The sequence below is a fragment of the Pseudomonas fontis genome, from assembly GCF_028656955.1.
GTDB lineage: Bacteria > Pseudomonadota > Gammaproteobacteria > Pseudomonadales > Pseudomonadaceae > Aquipseudomonas > Aquipseudomonas fontis.
In genome coordinates, this window is sequence record NZ_JAMDGY010000029.1 from 1 (window position 1) to 22,070 (window position 22,070).

The 22,070-nt window shown below is 52.6% G+C and carries 21 protein-coding genes and 1 pseudogene; 10 read left to right on the forward strand and 12 right to left on the reverse strand.

The features are described from left to right. Nucleotides 1-29: 29 nt before the first annotated feature. From M5G11_RS27605 to M5G11_RS12855, 8 genes and pseudogenes are all read left to right on the forward strand, one after another. A pseudogene (locus M5G11_RS27605) lies at nt 30-86 on the forward strand (hypothetical protein); the annotation flags it as partial. A 15-nt stretch (nt 87-101) separates the two neighbouring features. Further along, nucleotides 102-2,924 carry a gamma-mobile-trio integrase GmtZ gene (gene gmtZ / locus M5G11_RS12825; protein WP_273913374.1) on the forward strand — a complete coding sequence of 941 codons (2,823 nt, stop codon included), beginning with the start codon at nt 102-104 and terminating at the stop codon, nt 2,922-2,924. Continuing rightward, nucleotides 2,921-3,517, forward strand: coding sequence for a gamma-mobile-trio protein GmtX (gmtX, locus tag M5G11_RS12830; RefSeq protein WP_273913373.1), 597 nt, complete (start codon nt 2,921-2,923; stop codon nt 3,515-3,517). The genes gmtZ and gmtX overlap by 4 nt, the downstream gene beginning before the upstream one ends. A 307-nt stretch (nt 3,518-3,824) precedes the next feature. After that, nucleotides 3,825-4,310, forward strand: a complete 486-nt coding sequence (gene greB / locus M5G11_RS12835) for a transcription elongation factor GreB (protein ID WP_273913372.1) — start codon at nt 3,825-3,827, stop codon at nt 4,308-4,310. Nucleotides 4,311-4,743: 433 nt separating this feature from the next. Continuing rightward, nucleotides 4,744-6,675: an ATP-dependent nuclease gene (locus M5G11_RS12840; protein WP_273913371.1), complete on the forward strand. Its 1,932-nt coding sequence runs from the start codon at nt 4,744-4,746 to the stop codon at nt 6,673-6,675. Beyond that, nucleotides 6,672-8,330, forward strand: coding sequence for a UvrD-helicase domain-containing protein (locus M5G11_RS12845; RefSeq protein WP_273913370.1), 1,659 nt, complete (start codon nt 6,672-6,674; stop codon nt 8,328-8,330). Before M5G11_RS12840 ends, M5G11_RS12845 begins: the two co-directional genes overlap by 4 nt. A 133-nt stretch (nt 8,331-8,463) precedes the next feature. Then, nucleotides 8,464-8,694, forward strand: a complete 231-nt coding sequence (locus M5G11_RS12850) for a hypothetical protein (protein WP_273913369.1) — start codon at nt 8,464-8,466, stop codon at nt 8,692-8,694. 97 nt (nt 8,695-8,791) lie between these two features. Continuing rightward, entirely contained in the window at nt 8,792-9,247 is a 456-nt protein-coding gene (locus M5G11_RS12855) for an amidohydrolase family protein (RefSeq protein ID WP_273913368.1), read from the forward strand. A gap of 167 nt (nt 9,248-9,414) precedes the next feature. Here M5G11_RS12855 and M5G11_RS12860 read toward each other — a convergent pair whose 3' ends face one another. The 5 genes from M5G11_RS12860 to M5G11_RS12880 all read right to left on the reverse strand — a co-directional run bounded on the left by M5G11_RS12860 (nt 9,415) and on the right by M5G11_RS12880 (nt 13,788). Further along, the gene (locus M5G11_RS12860; protein ID WP_273913367.1) at nt 9,415-10,785 is read right to left on the reverse strand and encodes a hypothetical protein; all 1,371 of its coding nucleotides are present in this window, start codon (nt 10,783-10,785) and stop codon (nt 9,415-9,417) included. Between the two features lie 542 nt (nt 10,786-11,327). Then, nucleotides 11,328-12,056 carry a metallophosphoesterase family protein gene (locus M5G11_RS12865; protein ID WP_273913366.1) on the reverse strand — a complete coding sequence of 243 codons (729 nt, stop codon included), beginning with the start codon at nt 12,054-12,056 and terminating at the stop codon, nt 11,328-11,330. 94 nt (nt 12,057-12,150) lie between these two features. Then, on the reverse strand, nt 12,151-12,648 hold the full coding sequence (locus tag M5G11_RS12870; protein ID WP_273913365.1) for a hypothetical protein: 498 nt from the start codon (nt 12,646-12,648) through the stop codon (nt 12,151-12,153). 72 nt (nt 12,649-12,720) lie between these two features. Then, nucleotides 12,721-13,029, reverse strand: coding sequence for a hypothetical protein (locus M5G11_RS12875; protein ID WP_273913364.1), 309 nt, complete (start codon nt 13,027-13,029; stop codon nt 12,721-12,723). 18 nt (nt 13,030-13,047) lie between these two features. Continuing rightward, nucleotides 13,048-13,788, reverse strand: a complete 741-nt coding sequence (locus tag M5G11_RS12880) for a metallophosphoesterase (RefSeq protein WP_273913363.1) — start codon at nt 13,786-13,788, stop codon at nt 13,048-13,050. A 284-nt stretch (nt 13,789-14,072) separates the two neighbouring features. Here M5G11_RS12880 and M5G11_RS12885 point away from each other — a divergent pair, with 284 nt between their 5' ends. Next, a complete protein-coding gene (locus tag M5G11_RS12885; protein WP_273913362.1) occupies nt 14,073-14,513 on the forward strand; it encodes a helix-turn-helix domain-containing protein in 441 nt (146 codons plus the stop codon). Nucleotides 14,514-14,619: 106 nt separating this feature from the next. On the opposite strand, the gene M5G11_RS12890 is transcribed toward M5G11_RS12885, so the two are convergent. Further along, nucleotides 14,620-16,518, reverse strand: a complete 1,899-nt coding sequence (locus tag M5G11_RS12890; protein WP_273913361.1) for a caspase family protein — start codon at nt 16,516-16,518, stop codon at nt 14,620-14,622. Then, the gene (locus tag M5G11_RS12895; protein WP_273913360.1) at nt 16,518-17,138 is read right to left on the reverse strand and encodes a hypothetical protein; all 621 of its coding nucleotides are present in this window, start codon (nt 17,136-17,138) and stop codon (nt 16,518-16,520) included. The genes M5G11_RS12890 and M5G11_RS12895 overlap by 1 nt, the downstream gene beginning before the upstream one ends. A gap of 255 nt (nt 17,139-17,393) precedes the next feature. Between M5G11_RS12895 and M5G11_RS12900 the strand changes: the two genes are divergently transcribed. Further along, the gene (locus M5G11_RS12900) at nt 17,394-17,588 is read left to right on the forward strand and encodes a hypothetical protein (protein ID WP_273913359.1); all 195 of its coding nucleotides are present in this window, start codon (nt 17,394-17,396) and stop codon (nt 17,586-17,588) included. Between the two features lie 103 nt (nt 17,589-17,691). Here the strand turns inward: M5G11_RS12900 and M5G11_RS12905 are convergent, their stop codons facing one another. From M5G11_RS12905 to M5G11_RS12925, 5 genes are all read right to left on the reverse strand, one after another. Next, on the reverse strand, nt 17,692-18,297 hold the full coding sequence (locus M5G11_RS12905) for a hypothetical protein (RefSeq protein ID WP_273913358.1): 606 nt from the start codon (nt 18,295-18,297) through the stop codon (nt 17,692-17,694). A gap of 497 nt (nt 18,298-18,794) precedes the next feature. Continuing rightward, the gene (locus M5G11_RS12910; protein WP_273913357.1) at nt 18,795-19,709 is read right to left on the reverse strand and encodes a toll/interleukin-1 receptor domain-containing protein; all 915 of its coding nucleotides are present in this window, start codon (nt 19,707-19,709) and stop codon (nt 18,795-18,797) included. An 88-nt stretch (nt 19,710-19,797) separates the two neighbouring features. After that, complete coding sequence (locus M5G11_RS12915) at nt 19,798-20,364, reverse strand: AbiV family abortive infection protein (protein WP_273913356.1); 567 nt, start codon at nt 20,362-20,364, stop codon at nt 19,798-19,800. 191 nt (nt 20,365-20,555) lie between these two features. Continuing rightward, nucleotides 20,556-20,756 (reverse strand): MbcA/ParS/Xre antitoxin family protein, encoded by a 201-nt coding sequence (locus tag M5G11_RS12920; RefSeq protein WP_273913355.1) that lies wholly within the window; start codon nt 20,754-20,756, stop codon nt 20,556-20,558. Nucleotides 20,757-20,929: 173 nt separating this feature from the next. Continuing rightward, nucleotides 20,930-21,442, reverse strand: a complete 513-nt coding sequence (locus tag M5G11_RS12925) for a hypothetical protein (protein ID WP_273913354.1) — start codon at nt 21,440-21,442, stop codon at nt 20,930-20,932. Nucleotides 21,443-22,070: the final 628 nt, after the last annotated feature.

Below are 22,070 nucleotides of genomic sequence, written 5' to 3' on the forward strand. Positions count from 1 at the left end.
CACACTATTCCGAATAGCCGAAAGATTACGCAGAGCGCTATCATCTTGACCCTAAGCTTCCCAATGCTCCTCGCGCAGTGTACAAAGAGTGTGCATCATGGATGCAATTTATCCTTCCTGAACGATGCACTACTTATGAAGAGGCAAAATTTGCCGTCAAAGTGATTGGCATAAAAAATAGTGCTGAGTATCGCCAAAAACAAGCACTACACCCTTGCTTGCCCGCCAACCCGCATCGCGACTTCCATAACGACTGGGTCGACTGGTATGATTTCTGCGATATTGTTCAGCCATATTCTTTTGAAGAAGCGAAAGAACTTCTGAGAAACCTTAACTTGTCCTCCGCTGCCGATTACAAAAAACATATCGTAGCCAGTAATGATCGCCGCTTTCCATTCGCACCAGACAAAGTATATCAAGCATCGTGGATTAACTGGGCAGACTACCTTGGGCGAGAGCAACCGTATACCATTGTCACGATCCCGAAAAGCCATGCAGCGTGGCAGTATGTCCTCGGATCGCACCTGAAAGCGGTAAAATCCGGTAGTGTGAAAGAAAACTATTTGGTGCGATTCGTGCGCGACTTCCTTGTGCCATTGAAAATCGGGCAGGATCCAATAGCGGTGTTCACCACGGACAGATTCACGCTGACTGAATTCGAGTTATTCATTGGGAGCATCAAGGAAACCCAACAACGCAAAACTGTGCACGCGCTTCGAGAGTTTGCAGAGTGTTTCATCAAGGAAAACCTGTGCATCATTTGCGAGGATACCGGGGAGCGCACGTTGATCCCAGGCGCGCGCGATCCGTTCGCGCCATTGAACAAAGAAATTGGAATCGCCATCTCGCCCACTGAGACGGTTAAGCCCGCTCTGGCCTATCATTTTGTTGACGAACTGAAAAACTGGATCATTCCTCCAACCGCCAGTAGCTTTTCCGACCTGACTCACCTTCATAAATTTCAAGCGGATTGGTACGATATTGACGAAGATAAAATTGATCATGACGATCCAGACTGCGTTTGGAAGTGTGAGAAAGGGAAATACAAAATCTGGTTCCCTGTCTCTTGGATGCATACCTATGCGCTGGCCTCTGTTCCAGTTCGCGGAATCCAACTCGCCTACGTTGATTCCGGTGAAGGCGACGATGAAATCCCTGTATTTGAAGACGGCAAGATTTCTTGGATTCCCAATCCTTCGCCATTTCGCGGCTGTAAGAAAAATCAGGGGTTTGTAAAAAAGTACCCCAATAATGAGCTCGGGATGCACATAACGACCAACAAGACGTCGCGTAAGAGGCCGGAGTACGATGTTCCTTGGATTCCGGAGTCGCTGGCAATCTGGTGCATTCGACTTCGAAACTGGCAAACAAAATACAACCCCATCAGTAAGCCCATGCGATGGGAAGACTGTGAAAACACCAATTTAAATCTTGAAGATCGAAAAGCAAAAGAAGAAAATTGCTTTTTATTCAGAGACCTTCATAAGGAAGAGTGCATCGGAAGCTTTGGCATTCGATTAGGATGGCGCATTGCAATTGCACTTTATAATATCCAGCCACCTGAAATTGAGCTAGCTACGCTTGATGGTGACCCGGACAAAGTTAGCTCATATTCGTCCCAATACACCGCTCACACAATGAGGGTCAGCCTCATTACTGCATATGTCATGGAGTTCAGGCTGCCTCTTGCTGACATTGTAAAAATTGCCGGCCACAGTTCAGTAATCATGACCATCTATTACGTCAAAGCGAATGGCGAAATGTTGCGCATGAAATTTGAAGAAGGTGAGAAACGGGCGCTAGCCGATCGAGCCAAAGCGGTTTGGCAGAAGGTTCAGCAAGGACGAACCAATGCAGTCAAAGGCCAGCTCATCACTAACAACGAGGAAGCTATCAAGCGCTTTGTTGGCGACATTGCCGCTGGTAGTGCATTGTTCCGCGATTACGGCCTCTGCACCTTTGCCGGGAGCCGCTGCCACGACGGCTATCTAAATGAGCTTGGCAAAGCAGTAGCAGTACCTGCGGGTTACTTGGGAAGCGATAATTGCATCCGTTGCCGTCATTTTGTCACCGGGCCTGTTTTCTTGGGCGGACTTCTCTCGCTCGCCAACGAAATCTCGCTTTCTGCCAGAATGCAATTTGACCACCTTGACAGCATGGAACAGGAAGTCGCTAAGATCGAAGATCGCCTGCGAGAGCTGGGCTTCCAGCAACATGATGCGGAGGCTCTAGGACTAGTGTTTGACGAAGCACCGATCAGCGAGCTTGAGATTGAAAAACTAGCCATTAAGGGACAGATAGAAACTGCCTCCCAGAAAGCAAACATGTATTTGTCAGACATGAACTCTATCAACCGGCTCGCCAAACAATGCCAGGCCGTCATGAATGAGCGCATTGATAACGACGACAGCGCCGACTCAACTCAGCTTATTATGCACAGCGATCATGAGATCACGCTTCAAGTTGAAGAAACCTCATTCTTTCACCAACTAAACGAAGTTTGTGAAAACGCTGAAATTTATATTTCTGCCAAAGCTGAACTAGCAGTCACGCCTCGAACCCAGCTTCTTGATCGAATGATTCAGTTCAACGAGATGAAGCCATCGCTTTTCATGCTAGACGCCAAACAACAATTGGCCATCGGCAACCAATTAACAAAGTTCATGTTATCCCGACTCAAATCTTGGACGAAGCTTGATGCGGTCGTCGATGGGCGCATTTTGATGTGCGATCTTCCTGAGCATGAGCGAGTGTCAGAGCACTCTATCCAACAATTAATTTCTGGCGCCAAGGCCCAAGAGTTGCTGGGTATCGAAAGCGACGATGGGTCACACCTCAGCCACTCCAGCCGTCAGTCCAAAAATGCAATCAGCACGCCCCAGTCTCGAGTATTGATCGAATATGAAGAGGAGGTTTTCGTATGATGTCGCCTGAAGAAGTCCTGGAAAGCCTTAAGGCCAGCAGTCCGCCTCGCGTGCACAAAACCCTTGATGCTGTGTATCTGGCATGCAAAGAGCAGAAGGAACGGAAGAGCACCGACTTCAGCTATGCGATGATCGCGAAAGTCGGCAAAGTGTATGGCGTTCCGGCTAAACAGAGCCTTCACAATGAAGGCGGTGCCCGGTACCGCACCTTGATCGACGCGTTTGCAGCGGAAGTACCGCCAAAGCCAAAACCGGTTTCTGGCAAATACGCTTGGATTGAAGGGCTGCCCATTGGGGAGCAGAAGCTGCTGACGAAGATGCTGCTCGCAGAATTGAAAGCTGCAGAGTTTAAACTAAGGGAAATCTTACCGCCGAATAAGATCGTCAGTCTCGATACTCGTCAACAGCCATCTGAGCTATTCAAGCTTTTGCCCGGTGAAAGGCGCGCCCTTGAGTACTTGATTTCTAGCGATTTCCTGTCCGAACGCTCACTGACACTTGGTTCTCGCGGCGATGCGTATGGCCCTAACGGCGAGCAGTTGTTCCGCCCAGGCACCTTCAATGCCTTGAAAAAAGCGCTCGAGCATCTCTGATGCCGGCATACGAGCCTGGTAGGCTCGTCTCTAGCGGTCTCTCGCAATCGAATTGACCGCTTAGAAGTGGCCAGCGCCAAGGCTGTAGCACAAGCACACACAATCCCCCCCAGAGAGAACAGCCGGCCTCATCTATGAGGCCCTAAGCACTGCCCTATCGGATGCTGTTCAAAGAGCAATCCAAGGCGTGGTAGTCTCGCTAGAATCTGACTTGGATCATCGTCCCGGCGGCGATTGCCTAAGGACTCTCCTGGCGGCTCCGTCCCCACTGATCCAGGTGCCACCGTATCTGTATCAGGAGTAGAGGTTGCCGACCAACATCATCACCAGAGAAGGGCACGCTGCTCTGAAAGCTGAATTAGACCACCTCTGGCACACCTACCGTCCCGAAATCACTCAGAAGGTTACTTGGGCCGCCTCTCTAGGGGATCGGAGTGAGAACGCGGATTACCAATACAACAAAAAGCTTCTTCGAGAGATTGATCGTCGGATCAGATACCTCCGGAAGCGGTTGGAGGATATCCGGGTTGTCAACTATGCCCCCGAGCAAGAGGGCAAAGTCTTCTTTGGCGCCTGGGTTGAGATCGACAATGAAGATGGTGAGAGCAAGCGATTCCGAATCGTCGGGTACGATGAGATCTACGGTCGGAAGGACTACATCTCGATTGATTCTCCCATGGCCCGCGCCTTACTGAAGAAAGAGGAAGGGGACGAGGTCGTGGTGCAGACGCCGACGGGCGAAGCGACTTGGTTCATCGCTAGCATTTCCTACGAACAGCCTGCCCAGGGGTAGCCTCCCCCACGAGGATTCGGCAGCATTGCTTGCATCACGAGAGAGCCAGCGCCTACAAACAGGTCAGACAGGGTCGGTTATCAGCAAAGATCGATCCTCGAAGGCTAAACAGACACACCAGCCTGGGCTGTAACAGCTGGCTTAGCAGGCCTCACCGTCGCATCTCAGCGACGCTGCTCCGCCCGCCCGAGGATGTCTTTTCCGTTCTGATCTTCTGCCCGAATCCACCCCGCGGCCATCTCCACACTCCAGTAATCATTGATTCGAACCAGCAACGATGCACTGCCCGAGAGGCTGTACCCCCTTGAGGCAAGGCCCTCCTAGTCACCCACCGGGAGCATGCCGTATCTTGTAGCGGCACGGTGCCACCTCCTCACCCTATTCTCGTAAGTCCGAGCGAGAGATCAGGAGGAACCGAAAGGAATCCCATCACATGAAGCTTTGCAGTCTGCGGATCAGCGGTTTTCAGTCGTTTGGACAAGACGTCACGGACATAACGTTCGACGGCGTTACATACCTTCTAGGGCCAAACGGTGCCGGGAAGACTGCGACTCTGCAGGCATTGGCGCGCATGTTTGGTTTCGAGCCAGGCCTACGTCGCCTGCGTCGATCAGATTTCCATGTCCCCTTGAACGAGCAGGAGGTACCCGCTCAGCGCTCGCTCTGGATTGAGGCGGACTTCACGTTCGACGAAACGCTCGATGATGAGGAAGACGACACAGTACCGCCATTTTTTACGCAAATGACGCTGCAGGCGGCTGATGGGGTTCCCCGTATTCGCTACCGCCTGGAAGGCGTTCTACACGCTGATGGCGAGGTAGAGGAGCGTTTACTCTACGTGACCCGGATGGACGAGCATGGGCAACCCACGACGCTCAAGCCCGTTGCGAAGCGTGAACGAGACGAGATACACGTTCATTACCTACCTGCTCGCCGGGATCCTGCTGATCATATTGCCTTTGGTGCTAGCGCGCTTTTAGGCCGCCTCCTTCGAGCCGTCAACTGGAGCGATGACCGGGACTCTATCAAGCAGCTAACTGAGCAAATCACTGACTGCTTGTCGGAAAACGAGTCGATCAAGACCTTGAGCACTAGCCTCAGCGGTGCATGGCAACGTCTTCACAAGGGCGACTTCTTCGCAAATCCATCTCTTACCTTCGCGAACTCTGAAATAGAGGCCATCCTGCGGCACCTCTCGATCTCCTTCACGCCTGGCCATGGTGAAAGCCACGTGGACTACGCCAGGCTGAGCGATGGGCAGAAATCGATGCTGTATCTCTCGCTCGTTCTCACATCCCTGACCATTGGCCGTGAGGTCAGATCAGGACTGAACACCTCGTTCGATCCCCTCAAGCTTAAGCCTGCTGCCTATACAATTCTGGCGGTCGAAGAACCCGAGAACAGCCTGTCTCCCCATTACCTGGGGCGTATCGTGAGCTCCCTGAAATCATCCGTGGGTGTGGACGCACAAGCATTGATCGCCACGCAGGCCCCATCGATGCTCAAGCGAGTTGAGCCTGACCAGATTAGGTACCTGCGTCTGAATTCAAAGCGCGAAACGGATGTGTCGACCATCGTGCTCCCAGACAAGCGCAGCGACGCATACAAGTTCGTCAGAGAAGCTGTCCAAGCCTTCCCCGAGCTCTATTTCGCACGCCTGGTGGTGCTCGGTGAAGGCGACAGTGAAGAGATCGTGCTGCCTCGCATTCTTCAAGCTAAGGGAGCTCCCGTTGATGAGTACGCTGTGGCGATCGCTCCGTTGGGAGGCCGGCATGTGAATCACTTCTGGCGACTGCTGAACGCGCTAGGTACACCTCACATTACTCTGCTCGACCTCGACCTTGGCCGTTATCAAGGTGGCTGGGGACGTGTGAATTACGTACGTGACCAACTCGACAAATTTGATCCAGTACGTAGTATCCCCAAGGAGTGGGTACGCCTTGATTGGAATGATGCCCAGCGGCCTGTCAGAACCCACCACTGGTTCGATAATGGCTCGGAAAAACAGATCGACTTGTTCGAGGAGCTAGAAAACCGAGACGTCTTTTTCTCGGATCCACTGGATCTAGACTTCGCGATGCTCAAGGCGTTTCCCGACGCCTTCCTTGCTGTGCGATCTAACCCGACGCAGCACGATCATTTAGCTGTCCTCGGTAAATGCCACTTCAATCCCGGGCAGTACGACGCTGATGAGCAGCAACTCCTCTCGGCCTACCATGTCCTGTTCAAGCTGAGCAGTAAACCAGCAGCTCATTTGGATGCGCTGGGCAAGCTCACCGACGCGCAGCTGTTGGCTTCGCTGCCACCATCCCTCGATCGACTAGCAGACAAGGTCAAAGCCAAGCTCGAGGAATCTCCCGAGTGATTTCTCATGATCAATGGGCTCCCTCGCCTGGCGTGCGTTTGGAGAAAAATGCATGGAGCGTGGTTCGCGAGCTTGATCGGTCGATCTTGCTTACCGCGGGGCCAGGCGCCGGCAAGACCGAGGTGCTGGCCCAACGTGCCGATTACCTTCTGCGAACCAACAGCTGCCGCTTCCCCAAGCGAATCCTTGCGGTGTCGTTCAAGACAGATGCCAGCCGTAACCTAAAGGAGAGGATTCAGCTCCGCTGCGGCTGGAACTTCGCATCACGCTTCGACAGTGTGACGTTCCATGGCTTCGCAAAACGGATCATCGATAAATTCCTCCCCATCATTGCGGAGGAAGGCTTGAGTCCGGATTACACAATTGGCGCAGAGGCCATTCCAGGCAAGCAGATCACCTTCAAGCAGCTTCTACCCCTCGCCATCAAGATCATTCAGCGCAGCGAGGTTGCCCGGAACGCAATCCGCAAAACCTACGCGCATGTGTTCCTGGACGAGTTCCAGGATTGCACCGCTGACCAGTATGAGCTCATCAAGCTGCTCTTCCTCGGTACCGGCATCCACCTCACCGCAGTCGGAGATCGCAAGCAAATGATCATGGGGTGGGCGGGAGCGCTGGAGGGCATCTTCAAGACGTATGCGACTGACTTCGATGCCCTTCCCCTCCACCTATACGCGAATTTCAGATCGAAGCCCAATCTGCTGCGCGTTCAGAATGAAATCATCCATGAAATCGACCCTGCAGCAGTGACGCCGGCAGAGCTGATCTCGGGTGATGAGGGGGAGGTCTTGGCGGTTCATTTCCAGAACTCTTCACAAGAAGCGATGGTGCTGGCTGACAACATTCGCCAGTGGATCGAAGCGGGAGTTCCACCGCGGGAAATCGCAGTATTGATGCCTCGCCAAGTAGACGACTACGGCTCGGCCCTGATGGCGGAGCTTGCCAGCCGGGGCATTGCTGCACGGAACGACAGCGAGCTGCAGGAGTTGCTAAAAGAGCCAGCAGCCCGGCTGATAATTGACTACCTGACCTGCTTGTATGGCAAAGGCCAGTCGGATGCCTGGGCGCGTCTGATGGACTTGTTCACCCCCTATGAGGAGGCAAGTCGTGACCACCTTCACAGGTTGTTTGAAACGACATATCGCGCCCATGTGCGCCAGGTTAAGGCCGCGGCTAAAACCACCTCGCCCTATGAGGCCTGGTGGACTCTCTCAAGCAGCTTCCTCAAGGACGTAGGCTATCCGATTCTTACGGCGCTTTCTGGAGAGTACGAGTCGAAGCCGCGCCTGCGTGAAATTCTGCGCGAAGTCCGAGATCGGATCGGAGCGCTGCTCGTCAGCGAGAACACCATTCCCGGTGCGCTCGCCCGGCTGTCAGACGACAATGCCGTACGCTTTCTCACAATCCACAAAAGCAAGGGACTTGAGTTTCACACGGTCATCATTCTCGGGGCCGAAACCCAGGCATTCTGGAGCAAGCTTGCGGAGGAACGCTGCGTCTATTTTGTAGGCGTTTCACGTGCCAAAGAACGACTTTTGATCACAACAGCAGAGTACCGAGCGAAGCCCAGGGGCGCGGGCCGCTGGACGGAGCACCGCACTCCTCACGGCGAGTTCGTCTCTCAAGTGACAAGGCATCTTACAGGCCGGTTATAGGCTCTCGGGGCAACATTTGTGATGCGACTCATACATTGCGCGCAGATCAACCCAGACGAGCCTCACACTCCCCTGTACTTGAGAAACGTTTTCCAATACTGTACGCACATACAGCATAAGTCACAGGTTCCACATGCTCGCTCAACAAACCAAGCTGATCACCATTCCCGAGTGGTATCACCTCCTCCAAGACACCAATGCGCTGATCAGCGAACCCAAGAAGCATCATCGAGAACTGTTGCACCAGGCATACGCGCTGCGTGATGCACACGCCGTGGATGCGGAAACGTTAGCGAAAATGCTTGAGTTGGCGGAAGAAGCACTGGTGTATGCAAACGAGGCAAACCTTAGCGCTCAGTGTTGATCAGTGGCTGTCATTGGGTTGACCGGACGCGTACGTTGCTCTTGGGTTCCCGGCGCAGCGAGTCGGCATTCTTCCCACTAAAGGCTAACTCTATGGCTTGCCCCCAGTTGCTGCGCTCCACCTCGCAAAACTGCCGGTGAGTCTTGGCGTAGATACCCTAGTGCTCGGAGGCAATGCAAACCCGTTCATGCTTATGCAAACCTGTATGAACCTTGCCGTCGCTTGCACCGGTGACGAGCAGGCAATGACCGCGCGTGATGTACTTCACTGGGCAACGCAAGGGGCCGCTGACATCATGGGATGGGGCGATAAGACCGGTTCCATCACTGTCGGTAAGCGAGCGGATCTGGTCATGATCAGTACTCGAAATATCGGCATGATTCCCGTCATCGATCCTGTCGCCTCGGTTGTTCAATCTGCTACGCCAGCAGACGTGACCAACATCATTGCTAACGGAAGGTTGGTGAAACGCGGTGGGGTAATGCTGGGTTTCGATATGCACGAATTAGCGCGAGAAGCTCGTCAGGGTGTTCATTATCTGCTGGAGAGATAGCCGCCCCCGGAACTAGGTTTCATGGCAGCCTCAATCACCAATTCGCCGTTGCGCTCGAAAAGTATCGTTACCCTGTGCATTCCCCCGACAGGAACACATTGCAAGAGCTTGAACTCACTACGGGACAAATCAACCGAGCCCCAGCTCCGAGCACATGTGCGTGTTGGCTACGTCCCCCTTAGCTGTACGCCCTTGTCCAGCAACCCTCGAAGAAAGCTCTCCCTGTCCTGCGAACTGCGAGTTGCCTGTTCCACAAGCGCCGCTGCACAGGCAGCAGCCAGACGTCGAGCTTCAACGCGCTTCTGAGTGGGGATCCTCTCAATCCCACCTCTTCCGTGTATGAAGGCACTTCGCAGGTGGTACAAGTCCGCGTAAATGCCCAGAGCGGTGGCATCATCCAGCAAGGCGGCCAATCGAGTACCAACCCGCTTGGTTGCCCCAAGGTTTTTATGATGCAGCTTTCGCTCGTTTGGGTTGTGATCTCCCTGAAGCCCTAAAGCGGCTTCAATGGAGGTCAGGTGCGCCATGAACTCATCAATGCCATCGGCTAGAAACGCTCTGACCAAAAAATGCATGACCGGAGGCTTCAGCAGCTCCGAATCGAGAGCCTGTTGGAAGCTTACCCATCGTTCTTCACAGAACAGGGTCATCTCGCGGGTCGCAGAGGCGGTCAGGGGAAACTCAATGGGACGTTCTATCTCGACTGCTTCTCCCCACTCATCGTCGTAGATGAAAGGTTCCCATGCGAGGATATCAGGATCCGGTGGTCGGCTAGGTGAATCGAAAATATCATCCGTTCGGCAGTACACCCAGGGCATTTCGAAGCCACGCCAGCTCATTTCATTCATGGTTGACCACTCCTCCCAGGGTGCTAGCAGGAGGAAGAAAAGCACCCTCTCCACCGCAAAGGGGAAACGGCTTTCATGAGGGTTGATCGCACCACTGTCTCTTTCCATGAACGTTGAAAAGTCCGGCAAAGCACGTTGCCCTGCACTGGTCGGGACAGCCACAGTTTCTTCGATCACCAGCCAGTGAAACTGACAAAGTCTTGCTGTATCGAGTGCGTGACTCGGGTAGTGCCTTGCGAGCCTGGTCTTGTCAAAGAGAAGCTCCAATTCAGCGGGTTTAAATCTTCCCAGCTTGGCGGCCCCAAACGCTAGGGATGGGATATCCTCCGCGTAATTGAGTGGGCAGATGTAGATGCGACGTGCTTCCGTCTGCCCAAAAGCCGCATCAAGCTTGCTCGCGGCTTCAGCTATGTCGCCTGTGTCGTTTATCCGGCCTGAAGTCTGACCGCATGGAGCCCCGAGAGATCTCAATGCGTTATTCAGCGCAAACTGCAAGCCAAAACTGTGCTTGCCTTGCTGGTATTGATCTCTGCATACCTTTTCGAGCCGCTTGAACGCCGGCTCAGAAAAAAAACCACCGTTGGATGGCGGTACGCCCCACACATCATTGAGTGCATCAACAATCTCTGGCACAACGCCTGCCATCTCAACAACTCCATTCATTGGCATCAACTGGATCGAGCTTAACATCTCGCAAATTTTGAACGGAGTGATCCGTCTTCAGGCCCTGTGCCCGACTCAAATTTTTTTTGCCTGTAGAAGCTTCATTTTGGAGTCAAAGCGAAAGCGGCGGCCTTGCCGCCGAAGTACCGATCTCCCCCTCCCCCGCCGCCTGCCGGCTGACGCATCCGGCTGGAAAACCGAATACCTTCAGATCAACATCAAGAGCAAAGGCCAGAGCAGAAAAGCGAAAGCAGAGCGGATTTTTCCTGACAGAGCGGCGAGGCTCAGGCACCGCAGCTTTTCTCTTGCTCTCAAATATAAGAACTCCGTCTCGCTTAAAAATTTTCAAGAGGGGGGGGTGGACAGGATGTCGCATCTATAAAAGTAATGTCCCTTTTTGGAAAGTTTGTCCGAGGCCGGCCTACGTTTTCAGCAATTAGAGTTGTTCTCCCTGATTGATTTCGGTGAGCGTTTAGGAGGCCAAGCGTGCCAGATCAGGTATCGATATCGCACCAATCCCCAGGCTGCCAACACCGCTGCGAAACTCTCAGAGATCGTCACATGAATGGTTAGATTTCGATGGTGAAATCAGGCGAGAAGCCAGTGGGCTCGCCAGGATAACCTCTCGGGTTCGATAACACTCTGCAGCCTGCCACAACCGTGTCGACTGCTTGATGAGTGTGACCAAAAACCCAGACATCAGCCTGAGCGACCAGATCATGCCACTGATTGAAGTACGCTGCGCCGAGATGCCCTTCGTGACCCTCGCCGGCGACATCTTGGATGGGGCAATGGTGGGTTATAACGACAGTCTTGCCGTCAAAGTCCTTTGCCAACTCTGAAGCTAGGAACTCGCGTGTTGCGATATTTCGAGCGATGAGATCGACAGGGCGAAGCTTGCTGTAGCCCTCTCCGATTCGAATCCTCTTGAAGTCGGTCATCCACTCCGCACAGACCCTCATCGCCGCTTTGTAGTCGCCCGTAGCCGTGTAGTCCGTCCAAGCTGTAGCGACCAGAAAACGCGTGTTACCGATGATCAGGATTTGGTTTTCTAGAACGTGCACGTGCTCAGCAGCCGCATCACGCATTTTTGTGAACGTCCGGTCTAGATGACCCTTGTAGAACTCGTGGTTGCCACAGACGTAGACTACCTCGCACTTGAAATTGTCGTTCGCCCACTCTACTCCACGGCCACGCACTGAGATGTCGCCGGCCAATACGACCAGATCAGCACCCGTGGCGGGAGGATAGAATTCAGCGAACTCCAAATGAAGATCTGAGTAAATTGTGATTCGCATCGTATCGCCAGGTCTCCGTATCGACAGGCTAATTGGCTCTCTGGTACATCCAGCGAAGCGGGGGCCCTGCAGGAGTAGCTGCTTCCCTAGGCTATCAGCGTACGGAGATACCAAACGCTGAGAATTCATCAATCAATTTTTTCCGACTCAACATTTTTGGAAGCCTGAACACATTGCGATAGCCGTAATAAACCCCCATAGGGATAATTACCAAACCTAGTCCAAATGTCGCCGTAGCAGCGATAACTCCTCCGGGAATAGAGAGTAGCGCAACCACAATTCCTTTTAAGACCGTTGTCCTTGCAATGACCCGAAAATCATCGAGATCATATTCAACTTTACCATCAGCTTTTTCATAAGCAATTAGGACAATGGATTTTTTTGCCACATGTTTGAAATACCAGGTACGCGGGACATCTTTAGCCATGGCCCCGTGCCCTCTAAGGCATTTAGGCACTACAACTTGCTTATAGTAGAACGTATTGCCTTGCTCATCCTCCAGCCGCACACGACTATAAAGCTCATCAAGATCACCGGCAGCTTGGAAATCATAGTTCTTGATAGTGACAACCATTTTCTTTAGATCAGACATGCATTTTTTCCTTAATCATGCAAAGCTGCGATTTTTACGAAGCGCCGCGGGCACGAGGTCGCTCGCCCCCGGTCAGCTTGCACGCAGGATCAGCGCCTGGGGCACGCCATCGACGACGTCCTCAATGAAAAGCATGTGGCTTACGGCTACATAACAGGAACCATTTTCCGTCATGTACAGTGTGTATCCATGCTCTTGACGCACTTCTCTAACCGCGCTTGTTGTAAAGGTGTCTCCGTCTTCGTAGCGATTGCAGGCGTCATTAAAAACCGCACCCCTCACACCCTTATCCTTGAGGCGGGCATCTAATAAAAAGCCCGTCACTGGATGGCTGAATTGTTGCTGAGCCGCCTCAGCTATTTTTTCCAGATAGTTATACATTCCGCTCTCAGCACCAATTTAAATCTCAACAGTAAAACGTGGATCAAATCCACAGCCTTCCTGTGGGTAGCCACGAGGATTACTCACTACTCGACAGCCATAAAACTCCACGTCAACATGACTATGCGTATGCCCAAAGACCCACAGGTCAGCTTGAGCGACGAGTTCCGGCCACTCATTAGTGAAAGCTGGCATAAGTGAAGAGCCTTGTTCAGGCCCAGAGAGATTTATAATCGGGCAATAATGAGTAACAACGATAGTTTTGCCATCAAACTTTTTCGACAGCTCTTGAGCCAGCCATTCATATGTGATCCGGTTTCGGTTAATGACATCAGAGATGCTCAGCGCACGATACCGTTCCCCACTGCGAATCAGACGAAAGTCATTCATGCTTCGTCGCGCTACCTCAGCCGATTGAAAAGGGCGTCCGCCAGCGGTGAAGTCTGACCAAGCAGTGGCTCCCAAAACGCGAACGTTGCCAATCTCTAGCGTCTCATTTTCCAGTACATGGACATTACTGCCTGAAGCGAGGTGCTTCATTTTCTGAAGGGTGCGGTCGATATGACCACCATAAAATTCGTGGTTGCCGCTGACGTAAGCGACCAGCGGCGTGAATGTGCTCTGGGCCCAGGCCACTCCCCTGCCTTTCGTATGGACGTCACCGGCCAGTATGACGAGGTCAGCCTCACCGGCCTCCAGATCGAGAGGAGACTGCGAAGGGAATTCTAAGTGCAGGTCTGAGTAGATCTTCACTCTCATGACAACAGCTGCTCTCCGGATCAGGCTGGCAGGAATGGACTAAACGTTTTCCTAGAAAATTGACGTCGCTTGAGGACGTACTCGCCGCTCGCCAATCCTAAGGAGGATTTAGCAGAGTATTGAGCGTGCATCATGTGATGCGGCACGCCTTAGACAGTGATGGGGCTGCTGCTCAGGTAAACGCTAGGACACACACAAACAATGGCTCCACAGGAATTACTATAAGGGTTTGAGTCGAACTGCGCAAACGCGGCATATAGTCGGATTTCGGGTACGGGATGCTCATGCTCCGGCAAGCTTTTGCTTCAGCGCTCAAATTCATGCGCCTTCGACGCCAAGTCTTCCAAAGCGATTTCGAGGGGGGCGTGTCCCAGTCGCACGTCTCTCGGCTTGAAAGGAGCGAATCGAGCGTCACACTGCAACGGCTCGATGAAATTGCCGGTCTGCTGAAAATCCATCCCCTTACTCTGATTGCTTTGACGTATGGAGCTAGCGAAAAAATGCCTCCGGCGGAGCTTTTGGAGCTCGTCCGCACTGAGCTAGAGGCTGTTGATGCTCTTGACCAGCCGCTCTCGATTGACGATCAAGCCGCGCCTCATCCTCGCGTCATCGAAGCGGGAAAATTGCGCGATGAAGTTCAGCGATTGAAATCTCTTGGCCACTCGAAAGCGGAGACCTCCAGGATGCTGGGGATCTCAAAGTCGACCGTGGCGAGGCATTGGTGAGCTGAGTGAGCGCTTGCTTTGGTCATTTTCAGTGGATAGCTGGCAGGGCCACTAGCAGCCGCGCTTCAGCGCCCGATACGCATGAAGATCTGCCAGCAATCTGTGACTACTGCTCGCTGAGTAAAAACCAAGGCACTCGATTCGGGAAAAGCAGTGATGCGCAGATAGCGCCGATCCGCGTTGCTGGATCTCGAAGTGACGGGTCACTATCCATCTGGGGTTTGCACACGGCCTCCCAACGCTGGACAACATCTGCAACTGTCCACACCTTTTGGCCGATCTGAAACACATGGTTTATCCCGTTAGGAACGAAAGACACGCCGAAGTCCAAGTAGCTTTGCGGGATGAAAATGTTGAGGTGTGCGTGGTCAAGACTCGCAAGGTTATAATCCAGCTCCTCCTCCAGCGAGTGGCGCCCGCTGATGAGCAGGACAAGGGCCAGTGTTTCTGAAGGAGAATTGCTCAAAGTGCTCAGAGCAGCAGAATCCTTGTCTGCGCGCGCCTTGAGATACGCGTACACATCCTCTGCCGGCAGCAATGGCCGGGCGAGTCGCCCATCATGCTCAACAAGCGCATTGATCAACATGCTAACGACCAATTCACCTAGGCCATTGAGGTCATCGGCTTTGATCGATGTGAGGAAAGCTGCCCAGTACGGTGCTTCGTCTTCGCTCATACCAGCACACGTGCTTGCATAGTGCTCCATCAGCAAGACGCTCAGTTGCTCCAAGGCCTCTCGAAGTCCAGCCTCTCTGATGCCTAGCTCCCGGGCCAGGTGCATTGCTGCGCCAGCCCAACCCAAGATCCGCGATATACGCTGCGGAAGGTAGAACAGGTCAGGAATACCATGACAGCATAAGGAACCCGGATTCTCATGAAGTCCCTGGACGATCGCGCAAAGGAGGCGCTCAACATCCCTGACAATCTCGTGGGCAAGCCCTTCAATGCAATCTCGAGCGGTGTTGTCCTTGTGAGACGACTGAAGGAGCAAAGCTACGCATGTCGCGCTCAATTCTACCCTTGAGAAGCTATTAGCATGACGCCCTGTGCTTTTCTCCAAGGATTGCCAGATCCCACCTATGAACACCCCGGTCGAGTTGGGTATCTCGGCCAGGCGATCGACAAATCTGATTAAAACAGGGAAAAGCTTGTCCGGAGTGAGCTCGTGCTCCGGGGCAAACATGAGCGTGTAAAGCTCGGCGGAATGACTGCTGATAGCTTGCCCAGCTAAAGAGGTGGGTAAGATCCCAGTGAGGCCCAGCAATGAGGAGGCTGGATTGTCGGCAGCATGCGGATTGCTAAACAGCGGCATGTGGCCGTAGAGATTCACGCCCCAGACCGATGGCATTTGCCTCCCTTGGGTTTGTTCTGCCACATACTGCGCAGCAGGCCGCCCCATATCTACCAGATCGAGCATCCGTGCCCGCGATCCCGTGTCGATCTCCCCGTCTAAAACCTTGAGCAATGCGAGGGTTCCATGGCCACCGCGGCGGGTCTCGCCGGCATACTGATCCGCAGCCGAGGACACAAAGAAAGAAACGCCGAATGTCTTGGCCTTACCTATCACTTCAGGCTTGAGCAAAATGCCCAGGTTGGAAACCATACCGCCAGCGTGGCAGGCGTCGATTATGACGTTACAGTGAGCAGCTTTGAGCTCGTTAAAATATTCGAACAAACGACTGAGTGCGAAGCCAGTGGTCGAAAGGCGATCGCCCCGGGTATCGCTCAGGCACAGGAAGTAACTGTCATTCGCTTCTCCGCCATGGCCGGCAAAGAAAAGCGTGAAGCTTTCGATCTCATCGTAACGATCTTGAATCTGCAGCAGCGTGGCATCCAGATCATGCCGGGCCGGAGATTTAAGCAGATAGGTGTCGGCTGGCTGAATACTGCTTAGTGGCCCAGTGCAAAGCGCGGTATGGATAGAAATCGCGTCACGCTCGGCCCCAGTCAGCTTTTTGAGGGACTGATAGTCGTCACAACCAATGCACAGCAATACCTTTGCCATCACTGCTCCCTGCATCGAAACTTGGATTTCCGCGACGCTTCCTCCGCCAGTGCCTGGGCGGTTTTGAGCGCCTTGATTTCCTCGGCTTTCGCCAGCAGTACCGGATCTCGGAGCGAAGGATCAGAATGAAGGCGCTTGGCTAGGTCGGGGTGCATCCGAAACTCGGGAAGCGATACTTGACCGTTCCGATCCACCGAGTATTCGACTTGCTCGATGGCCTTAAGCATCTGCTCGCCCAAGCTCCCAGCCGAGCCATCAATGACGTTGCCGCTCTCTTCGCACGTATTAGAAAGCATTTGGTAAAACGCTTTGGCATAGCTGTCCGCCATGCTGCTGGATATTTCCTCGGCAGTGCGCTCAATGACCTGGAGCTGATCTTCCATGATGTCCTCTACGCCCAACCTTGTTTCGTGCTTAATTGTCTGCATCTGATCGACACGGTCAGGGGCATAGCTGTGGTGTGACTGCCAAGATCCTCCATGGCTAAAGCGCTGGACGTCGCCACCGCCCCCCACCTCTCTGCGCGCTTGATCGAGCCTTGCCCCTGTAGCTTTCATGAATGCTTCCATGACGAGCTTCGACTCCGTATCAAATGGGAAAGGATGGGCTTTGTCCCTCATGCGTCACTCCTCATTGGCCCAGTTCAGCTTGGCCGGCCTGAGCGCTCTGAGCATCGCCCTTGCTCATGCCCCTCGACCTGCGCGATTGCCAACACGCTGCCTGGAGAGGCTCGCCGGATTTAGAAAGAAAGCGATCGCCATTGTATGGCATCTGTCGATACCGCACCCGACAACGTTTCACCGCGACCCTGTGACTAAACTGGCTCTGCATGTCATCCTGCTTGTCGATCCGATCACCCTAGTGGCAATGCGGCTATGAGTACATTCATCGAGCGGAACCCAAAAGAACGGGCGGTAGAGGAAGCTTTTCAAGAGCTGGCCAAGAACGACTATGTATCCGATAAACCTGACCCTGCAGACGACGTATTCAAAGTCGCTGAAAAGCTCAAGCGGCAGGCTACGCACGGAAGTGAGGCGAATAAAACGGTCACTCTTCCCAACGACGTCTGACTCTATTGACGTCTTCAGCTTGACTCTCAGTTCAAAGGCTGACCCGCCCTAGCAGTATGTACTCTTGGCGAGCCTCCACTGGCCTACCAGTAATATTGCACTATCAACTAAACCTCTTCATTGCCGATATCACTTTATCACGCGTTACTAGGCGCAGATCTGTCATACAACCTGAAATCTGTTCTCGATAGCTAGCTGGCCTAATCTTACTTCCAGGAGCTCTTGACACTAAGTCAACCCTATACCCTGTTCTCGCATCGCAGCGAGCGGCACGTGCCAGTGCAGCAAAAACTCCTGCCTCTGAAATTAGCGGCTTAGCAAATATGCTCCCTGAGCCGATGGCAGCACAGCCACCACTAACGTTCTCATGCAAAGGTTTTTTACCTTCCAGCCAGACCTTGTAGCACGCGTCTTCAGTCAGAATCAGAAGACTCGTATAAAGTGTTTCATTTATCGCCATTCGTGCATCTTCGGCTAACTGTAACTTCACTTCTTCAAGTGAGACAACCGCACTGTCTGACAGCAGGGCCTCGAAGGTCTTAATGTACAACGATTTTCCAGCCCCACCAAAAGCGATAAGTGGAGAGCCTTCAAACAGAACTTTAATTTTTGGCGGGAAAATCTTTGCATCATACGTCTTCGCCGCGATCCTACTCGAGTGAAGCCTATCTGCAGCCAGGATAGTCCCATCCCAAACAATCGTAGTCAAAAGTTAGCTCTCACTTTTATATAAAACAACATCTTAGATGAAACCGCCATATCTTGCACCATCTTCGACCACTGCATTAGCCACGCAAACACCGTGGCGCATTCTCACAGCGCTGAGTTCCTCCAGTAAGAAGTCAGGCACCGAATCGTAATCTCGGCGGCGCCATCCACGGGTGCGTTTGATTACAGAAACGGTCATATGGCTGCGACCCGTTATCCGTCATCACTTCCACAAGTTTTTCTTGGGGAAGATGGGGCTCTGCGGGCTACATCCGGATTTGGGTAAACCTTGCAGCACCATTTCCTGCTTGAGCTCGAGTTCATCACTGGTGAAATCAGGTAGTTCAAATGTTTTCCGTGTCGGCTGACCACACCCTATGGAAACTGGCGGCGAGAACTCCGCCCCAAGATCTCGCCGCTTACACTCATCCCAAGGCCATACGCCCTTAACCTCCCCTGTCCAGATACTTTGCATTACTTCGCCTCACCTCCCAGCACTTACTCATCCATCAAGACCTGATAAGTAAAGGCGACGTGCTCTGGAATGTAGTTTTCCTCATTAACCTCACGCTGCACTTCACTTATTGAGATAACACAGAAATTACCTTGCAGATTGAGTAAAACCACACTCTGCCCGACCACAGGGGAGACCGTTCTCCCCAGAGTTAAAAACGACTCTACTTCGAGTCGATCATAACCCGGATCAGTTATCAGGCCGATCGCCTTGAGGCTACCATCGGTGTAAACGTACACACTATTGCTGTTACATCCACTAAACTTTATCTTGAACGAATAGTCACCATAACCAACGGTATAGTTTGCATTGTCGTTATATCTAAAAGTCACACTACCACTGAGTGAGGGATTTACATAACGCGCAGGGTCGCGGCGAACATCAATACGCTCAAGCCGTGCGGCTCGCTTCCTAACTACCGACAGTGGGACGGTATGAGCTTTACAAGGCGGCAGTCCCTCTACCCATCGCCAAACATCTTCAAGCTGGAGCGATCCTGGGAACTCATTTTTTTCAGGGTCACAGTTAAAGTCAAAACCCATTGGTTTGTAAGTCGTAAGCCAATCTGGCAAAAGGCGGTTAGGGTTTTGCACGAAGATGACTGACAACCAAGTAGACGGTTTGTTTGAGAATACTTCACTCATCCATTTTGTCTCAATGCCGACTCCAGAGGCGGGAAGGTTGTCGGCCCTGTCGACATAATTTTCGTCGACAATCAAAAGAACATGCTTAGCTTCAACCACTTGCCGCATGAAACCATGCAGACTTTCCCCATAATCGACTTCTTCATCAAGTATTACGTTAAACCCAATGAGGTGAAGCTGGCTAGCGAGCATTCGAACCCAGGAACGATGACTATCTGAAGTCCAGGCATATGAAATAAATAGATCCGCACTCATGAGTCCACTTCCAACTTGCGCAGTAAGGCTGCGACACCCGTTACTTGCTAAGTAACATCATAAATTCTGTACCTCACCCAAAACTTAGTTAATCAGCGCCTTTCCAAACCCGGCCATCCTCATGCTCCTTGTATATTATTGGATTGGTTAACTCCTCAGAACGCCTATGAGCATTCAGGCAGTCCTCCGCATAACCCACCAGCCTCATCGCGTCCTCATTAGATATTGCATCACTTGGTCGGAGTATGTTCCCACCCTTGACATCCACATAGGTGGAAAGATTTTTCCTATTGTAGGATTCAAGTATGGCGCCGTTCGCAGCCACCAGCCAAGGAACACCCTTATCACCACTCAACTCAGGTGTTCGGCCAAAGGCATAGAAGTGACCGTTTTGCGAAGAGATTTTCTCCACATGGCTAGTAAAGCGCTTTTTAATATTCTTCCAGTCAATCGCCTCCTCTTTTTCGAGCTTGAAAACAGCGCCAATCAAAATTGGAATCTTGCCAAGTTCCTCGACACAGAAATGAGCCAACAAATATGCGCGACTGTACATGCCATTTCTTAATAAAAGTTCAGCTTCTCGATGCAATGCCGCTGCATTATCAAAGATCGCCATGCGCAAAGTGTTTAGCTGTTCCACTGATAAGGTATGCACGCTATCCAACCTCCCTTTAAAAGACCACTTATACTTGCATAAGGCAAAATCAAATATCGAAAAGATTTTTGCTTTTACCGGCGAAGGGCGCCCAATTTAGATCCCGTTTGTGCGAGATCGACATCCACCGGGTTCTGGTCAGCCACTGGCGACTGCTGACCTTCCCTCAAACACCTTCCCCGATTGAGCTGTCACCACGCAAAACCATGCTCGAGCCTGTCTAGCGTTTCTTTAGCAAGCAGATAACTGGCCTCGTCCTGCACAAATTCCAGCGCGCAACGTCCATTGAAGCTCGACCGTGGCTGCCTTAGCCACACCGCAGCTTTGACCCTGTCACCGAATACTTGCTCGGCTTGATTGCGAAGCAGATCTGAGAATTCAATCGTCACCATCGTTCAAAACCTCGCTTAGGGCATGTTACCGATATGCATACACTGATCGACGCCAGGGTAGACAAACGCATCAACACATCAAGGCGCAAGCTTCGCGCCCACAGGCTCAGCCCCTGCATTGAGACAACATCAGCCATCAACCAACGCAATGCTACCTAGCGTACCGTTACAGCTCAGTAGGGATGAAAAAAGCCCCGGACTTTTGCATTTCGTTCGAGCGCCAAGCCAAGCACAGCCAACGCCTGATCAAGCAACCTTTCATCACGCTCAGACCCATCAACGGGATCTACCCGCCCGGTGGCTCGGTCACGGTACTTAGCTCCATGCACCAGGTTGTTCCGGGCACGGCGGATTGCGAGAAAAAGCTCCACAGAGTTGTTGACTGCGGGAGGCTCGCGCCACCCTAGCCCACCGCCATTGGGAAGCACGACTTGTAGCTTGGGCGGGCTGTGCAGCAATTCTGGAGCTAAACCCTGAGCCTTCACCTCTTCGAAAAAACCATTCCCGAGATCTTTTGCGAAAGCATCCCAATTGGCGTTTACCTTTGCGTTGTCGCCTGGCGCTGCATAGTCCGCTGACCGCTTGAGAGCACATTCGAACCTGGAGAACACGATGAAAAACTCAATCGCAAGCTTGGGCAATTCCCCACTCAGCGCCAGGTCGACGAGATGTTGATGTTTTCCCATGACCATCCCCTTCAGAAAGTTTTCATTTACCCCAAGGTCTTAACCACCACGCGACGCGGTGCATCTTACCCTTAGGTACACTCAGTGCAGCCTCCCTGCTTGAAGTCGACTGTCGGGCCCTTAGTCGGCGTCTTAGGATTGATGAAGCTGGAACAGGAGCGCTCACACGATTCCAGTACGGTCTAGCCGAATTGATATTACGGCTGGCCCGTTCGATCATAGGGTTAGCCCCTCCATCAGGTACCAGTAGCAATAGGTATAGATCGAATGCGGTACCATTCGAGGCTTAGGTCACGATGAGCCTACCACCAGAGCGGACGTCTCTCTCAATGGTTCTCGTTGAATGCCCTCCCCGCGACGCACGCACTGTGCCGCATCTCCCACGCCCGATTTTTGCGTGTACTTCAGCGACGGCGGATTGGGGACATTCAAACGAATACCGAGAAGGTCTACTAGGGCGCACTATGGAAGCGCTTGCGAACGAAAAATCTCAGATGCCCTAGATGCCCAAAAAATAGGATGAGCAAGACCAGCGCAATGTGAAATTCTGTCAGTTCACGCGTTGCCCCTAGCAAACCTCAACAATTTAACAAAAAAAAGCCCCGCGAACGGGGCCCTACTCATTCGA

What these genes read in the sequence shown, in the direction of transcription:
- M5G11_RS12840 (WP_273913371.1), top strand. Translation starts at nt 4,744, where the DNA reads ATGAAGCTTTGCAGTCTGCGGATCAGCGGTTTTCAGTCGTTTGGACAA.
- gmtZ (WP_273913374.1), top strand. Translation starts at nt 102, where the DNA reads ATGCAATTTATCCTTCCTGAACGATGCACTACTTATGAAGAGGCAAAA.
- M5G11_RS12910 (WP_273913357.1), bottom strand. Translation starts at nt 19,709, where the DNA reads ATGAGTGCGGATCTATTTATTTCATATGCCTGGACTTCAGATAGTCAT.
- M5G11_RS12895 (WP_273913360.1), bottom strand. Translation starts at nt 17,138, where the DNA reads ATGAGGGACAAAGCCCATCCTTTCCCATTTGATACGGAGTCGAAGCTC.
- M5G11_RS12875 (WP_273913364.1), bottom strand. Translation starts at nt 13,029, where the DNA reads ATGTATAACTATCTGGAAAAAATAGCTGAGGCGGCTCAGCAACAATTC.
- M5G11_RS12885 (WP_273913362.1), top strand. Translation starts at nt 14,073, where the DNA reads ATGCTCCGGCAAGCTTTTGCTTCAGCGCTCAAATTCATGCGCCTTCGA.
- M5G11_RS12870 (WP_273913365.1), bottom strand. Translation starts at nt 12,648, where the DNA reads ATGTCTGATCTAAAGAAAATGGTTGTCACTATCAAGAACTATGATTTC.
- M5G11_RS12920 (WP_273913355.1), bottom strand. Translation starts at nt 20,756, where the DNA reads ATGGTGACGATTGAATTCTCAGATCTGCTTCGCAATCAAGCCGAGCAA.
- M5G11_RS12925 (WP_273913354.1), bottom strand. Translation starts at nt 21,442, where the DNA reads ATGGGAAAACATCAACATCTCGTCGACCTGGCGCTGAGTGGGGAATTG.
- M5G11_RS12900 (WP_273913359.1), top strand. Translation starts at nt 17,394, where the DNA reads ATGAGTACATTCATCGAGCGGAACCCAAAAGAACGGGCGGTAGAGGAA.
- M5G11_RS12850 (WP_273913369.1), top strand. Translation starts at nt 8,464, where the DNA reads ATGCTCGCTCAACAAACCAAGCTGATCACCATTCCCGAGTGGTATCAC.
- M5G11_RS12880 (WP_273913363.1), bottom strand. Translation starts at nt 13,788, where the DNA reads ATGAGAGTGAAGATCTACTCAGACCTGCACTTAGAATTCCCTTCGCAG.
- gmtX (WP_273913373.1), top strand. Translation starts at nt 2,921, where the DNA reads ATGATGTCGCCTGAAGAAGTCCTGGAAAGCCTTAAGGCCAGCAGTCCG.
- M5G11_RS12860 (WP_273913367.1), bottom strand. Translation starts at nt 10,785, where the DNA reads ATGTTAAGCTCGATCCAGTTGATGCCAATGAATGGAGTTGTTGAGATG.
- M5G11_RS12865 (WP_273913366.1), bottom strand. Translation starts at nt 12,056, where the DNA reads ATGCGAATCACAATTTACTCAGATCTTCATTTGGAGTTCGCTGAATTC.
- M5G11_RS12890 (WP_273913361.1), bottom strand. Translation starts at nt 16,518, where the DNA reads ATGGCAAAGGTATTGCTGTGCATTGGTTGTGACGACTATCAGTCCCTC.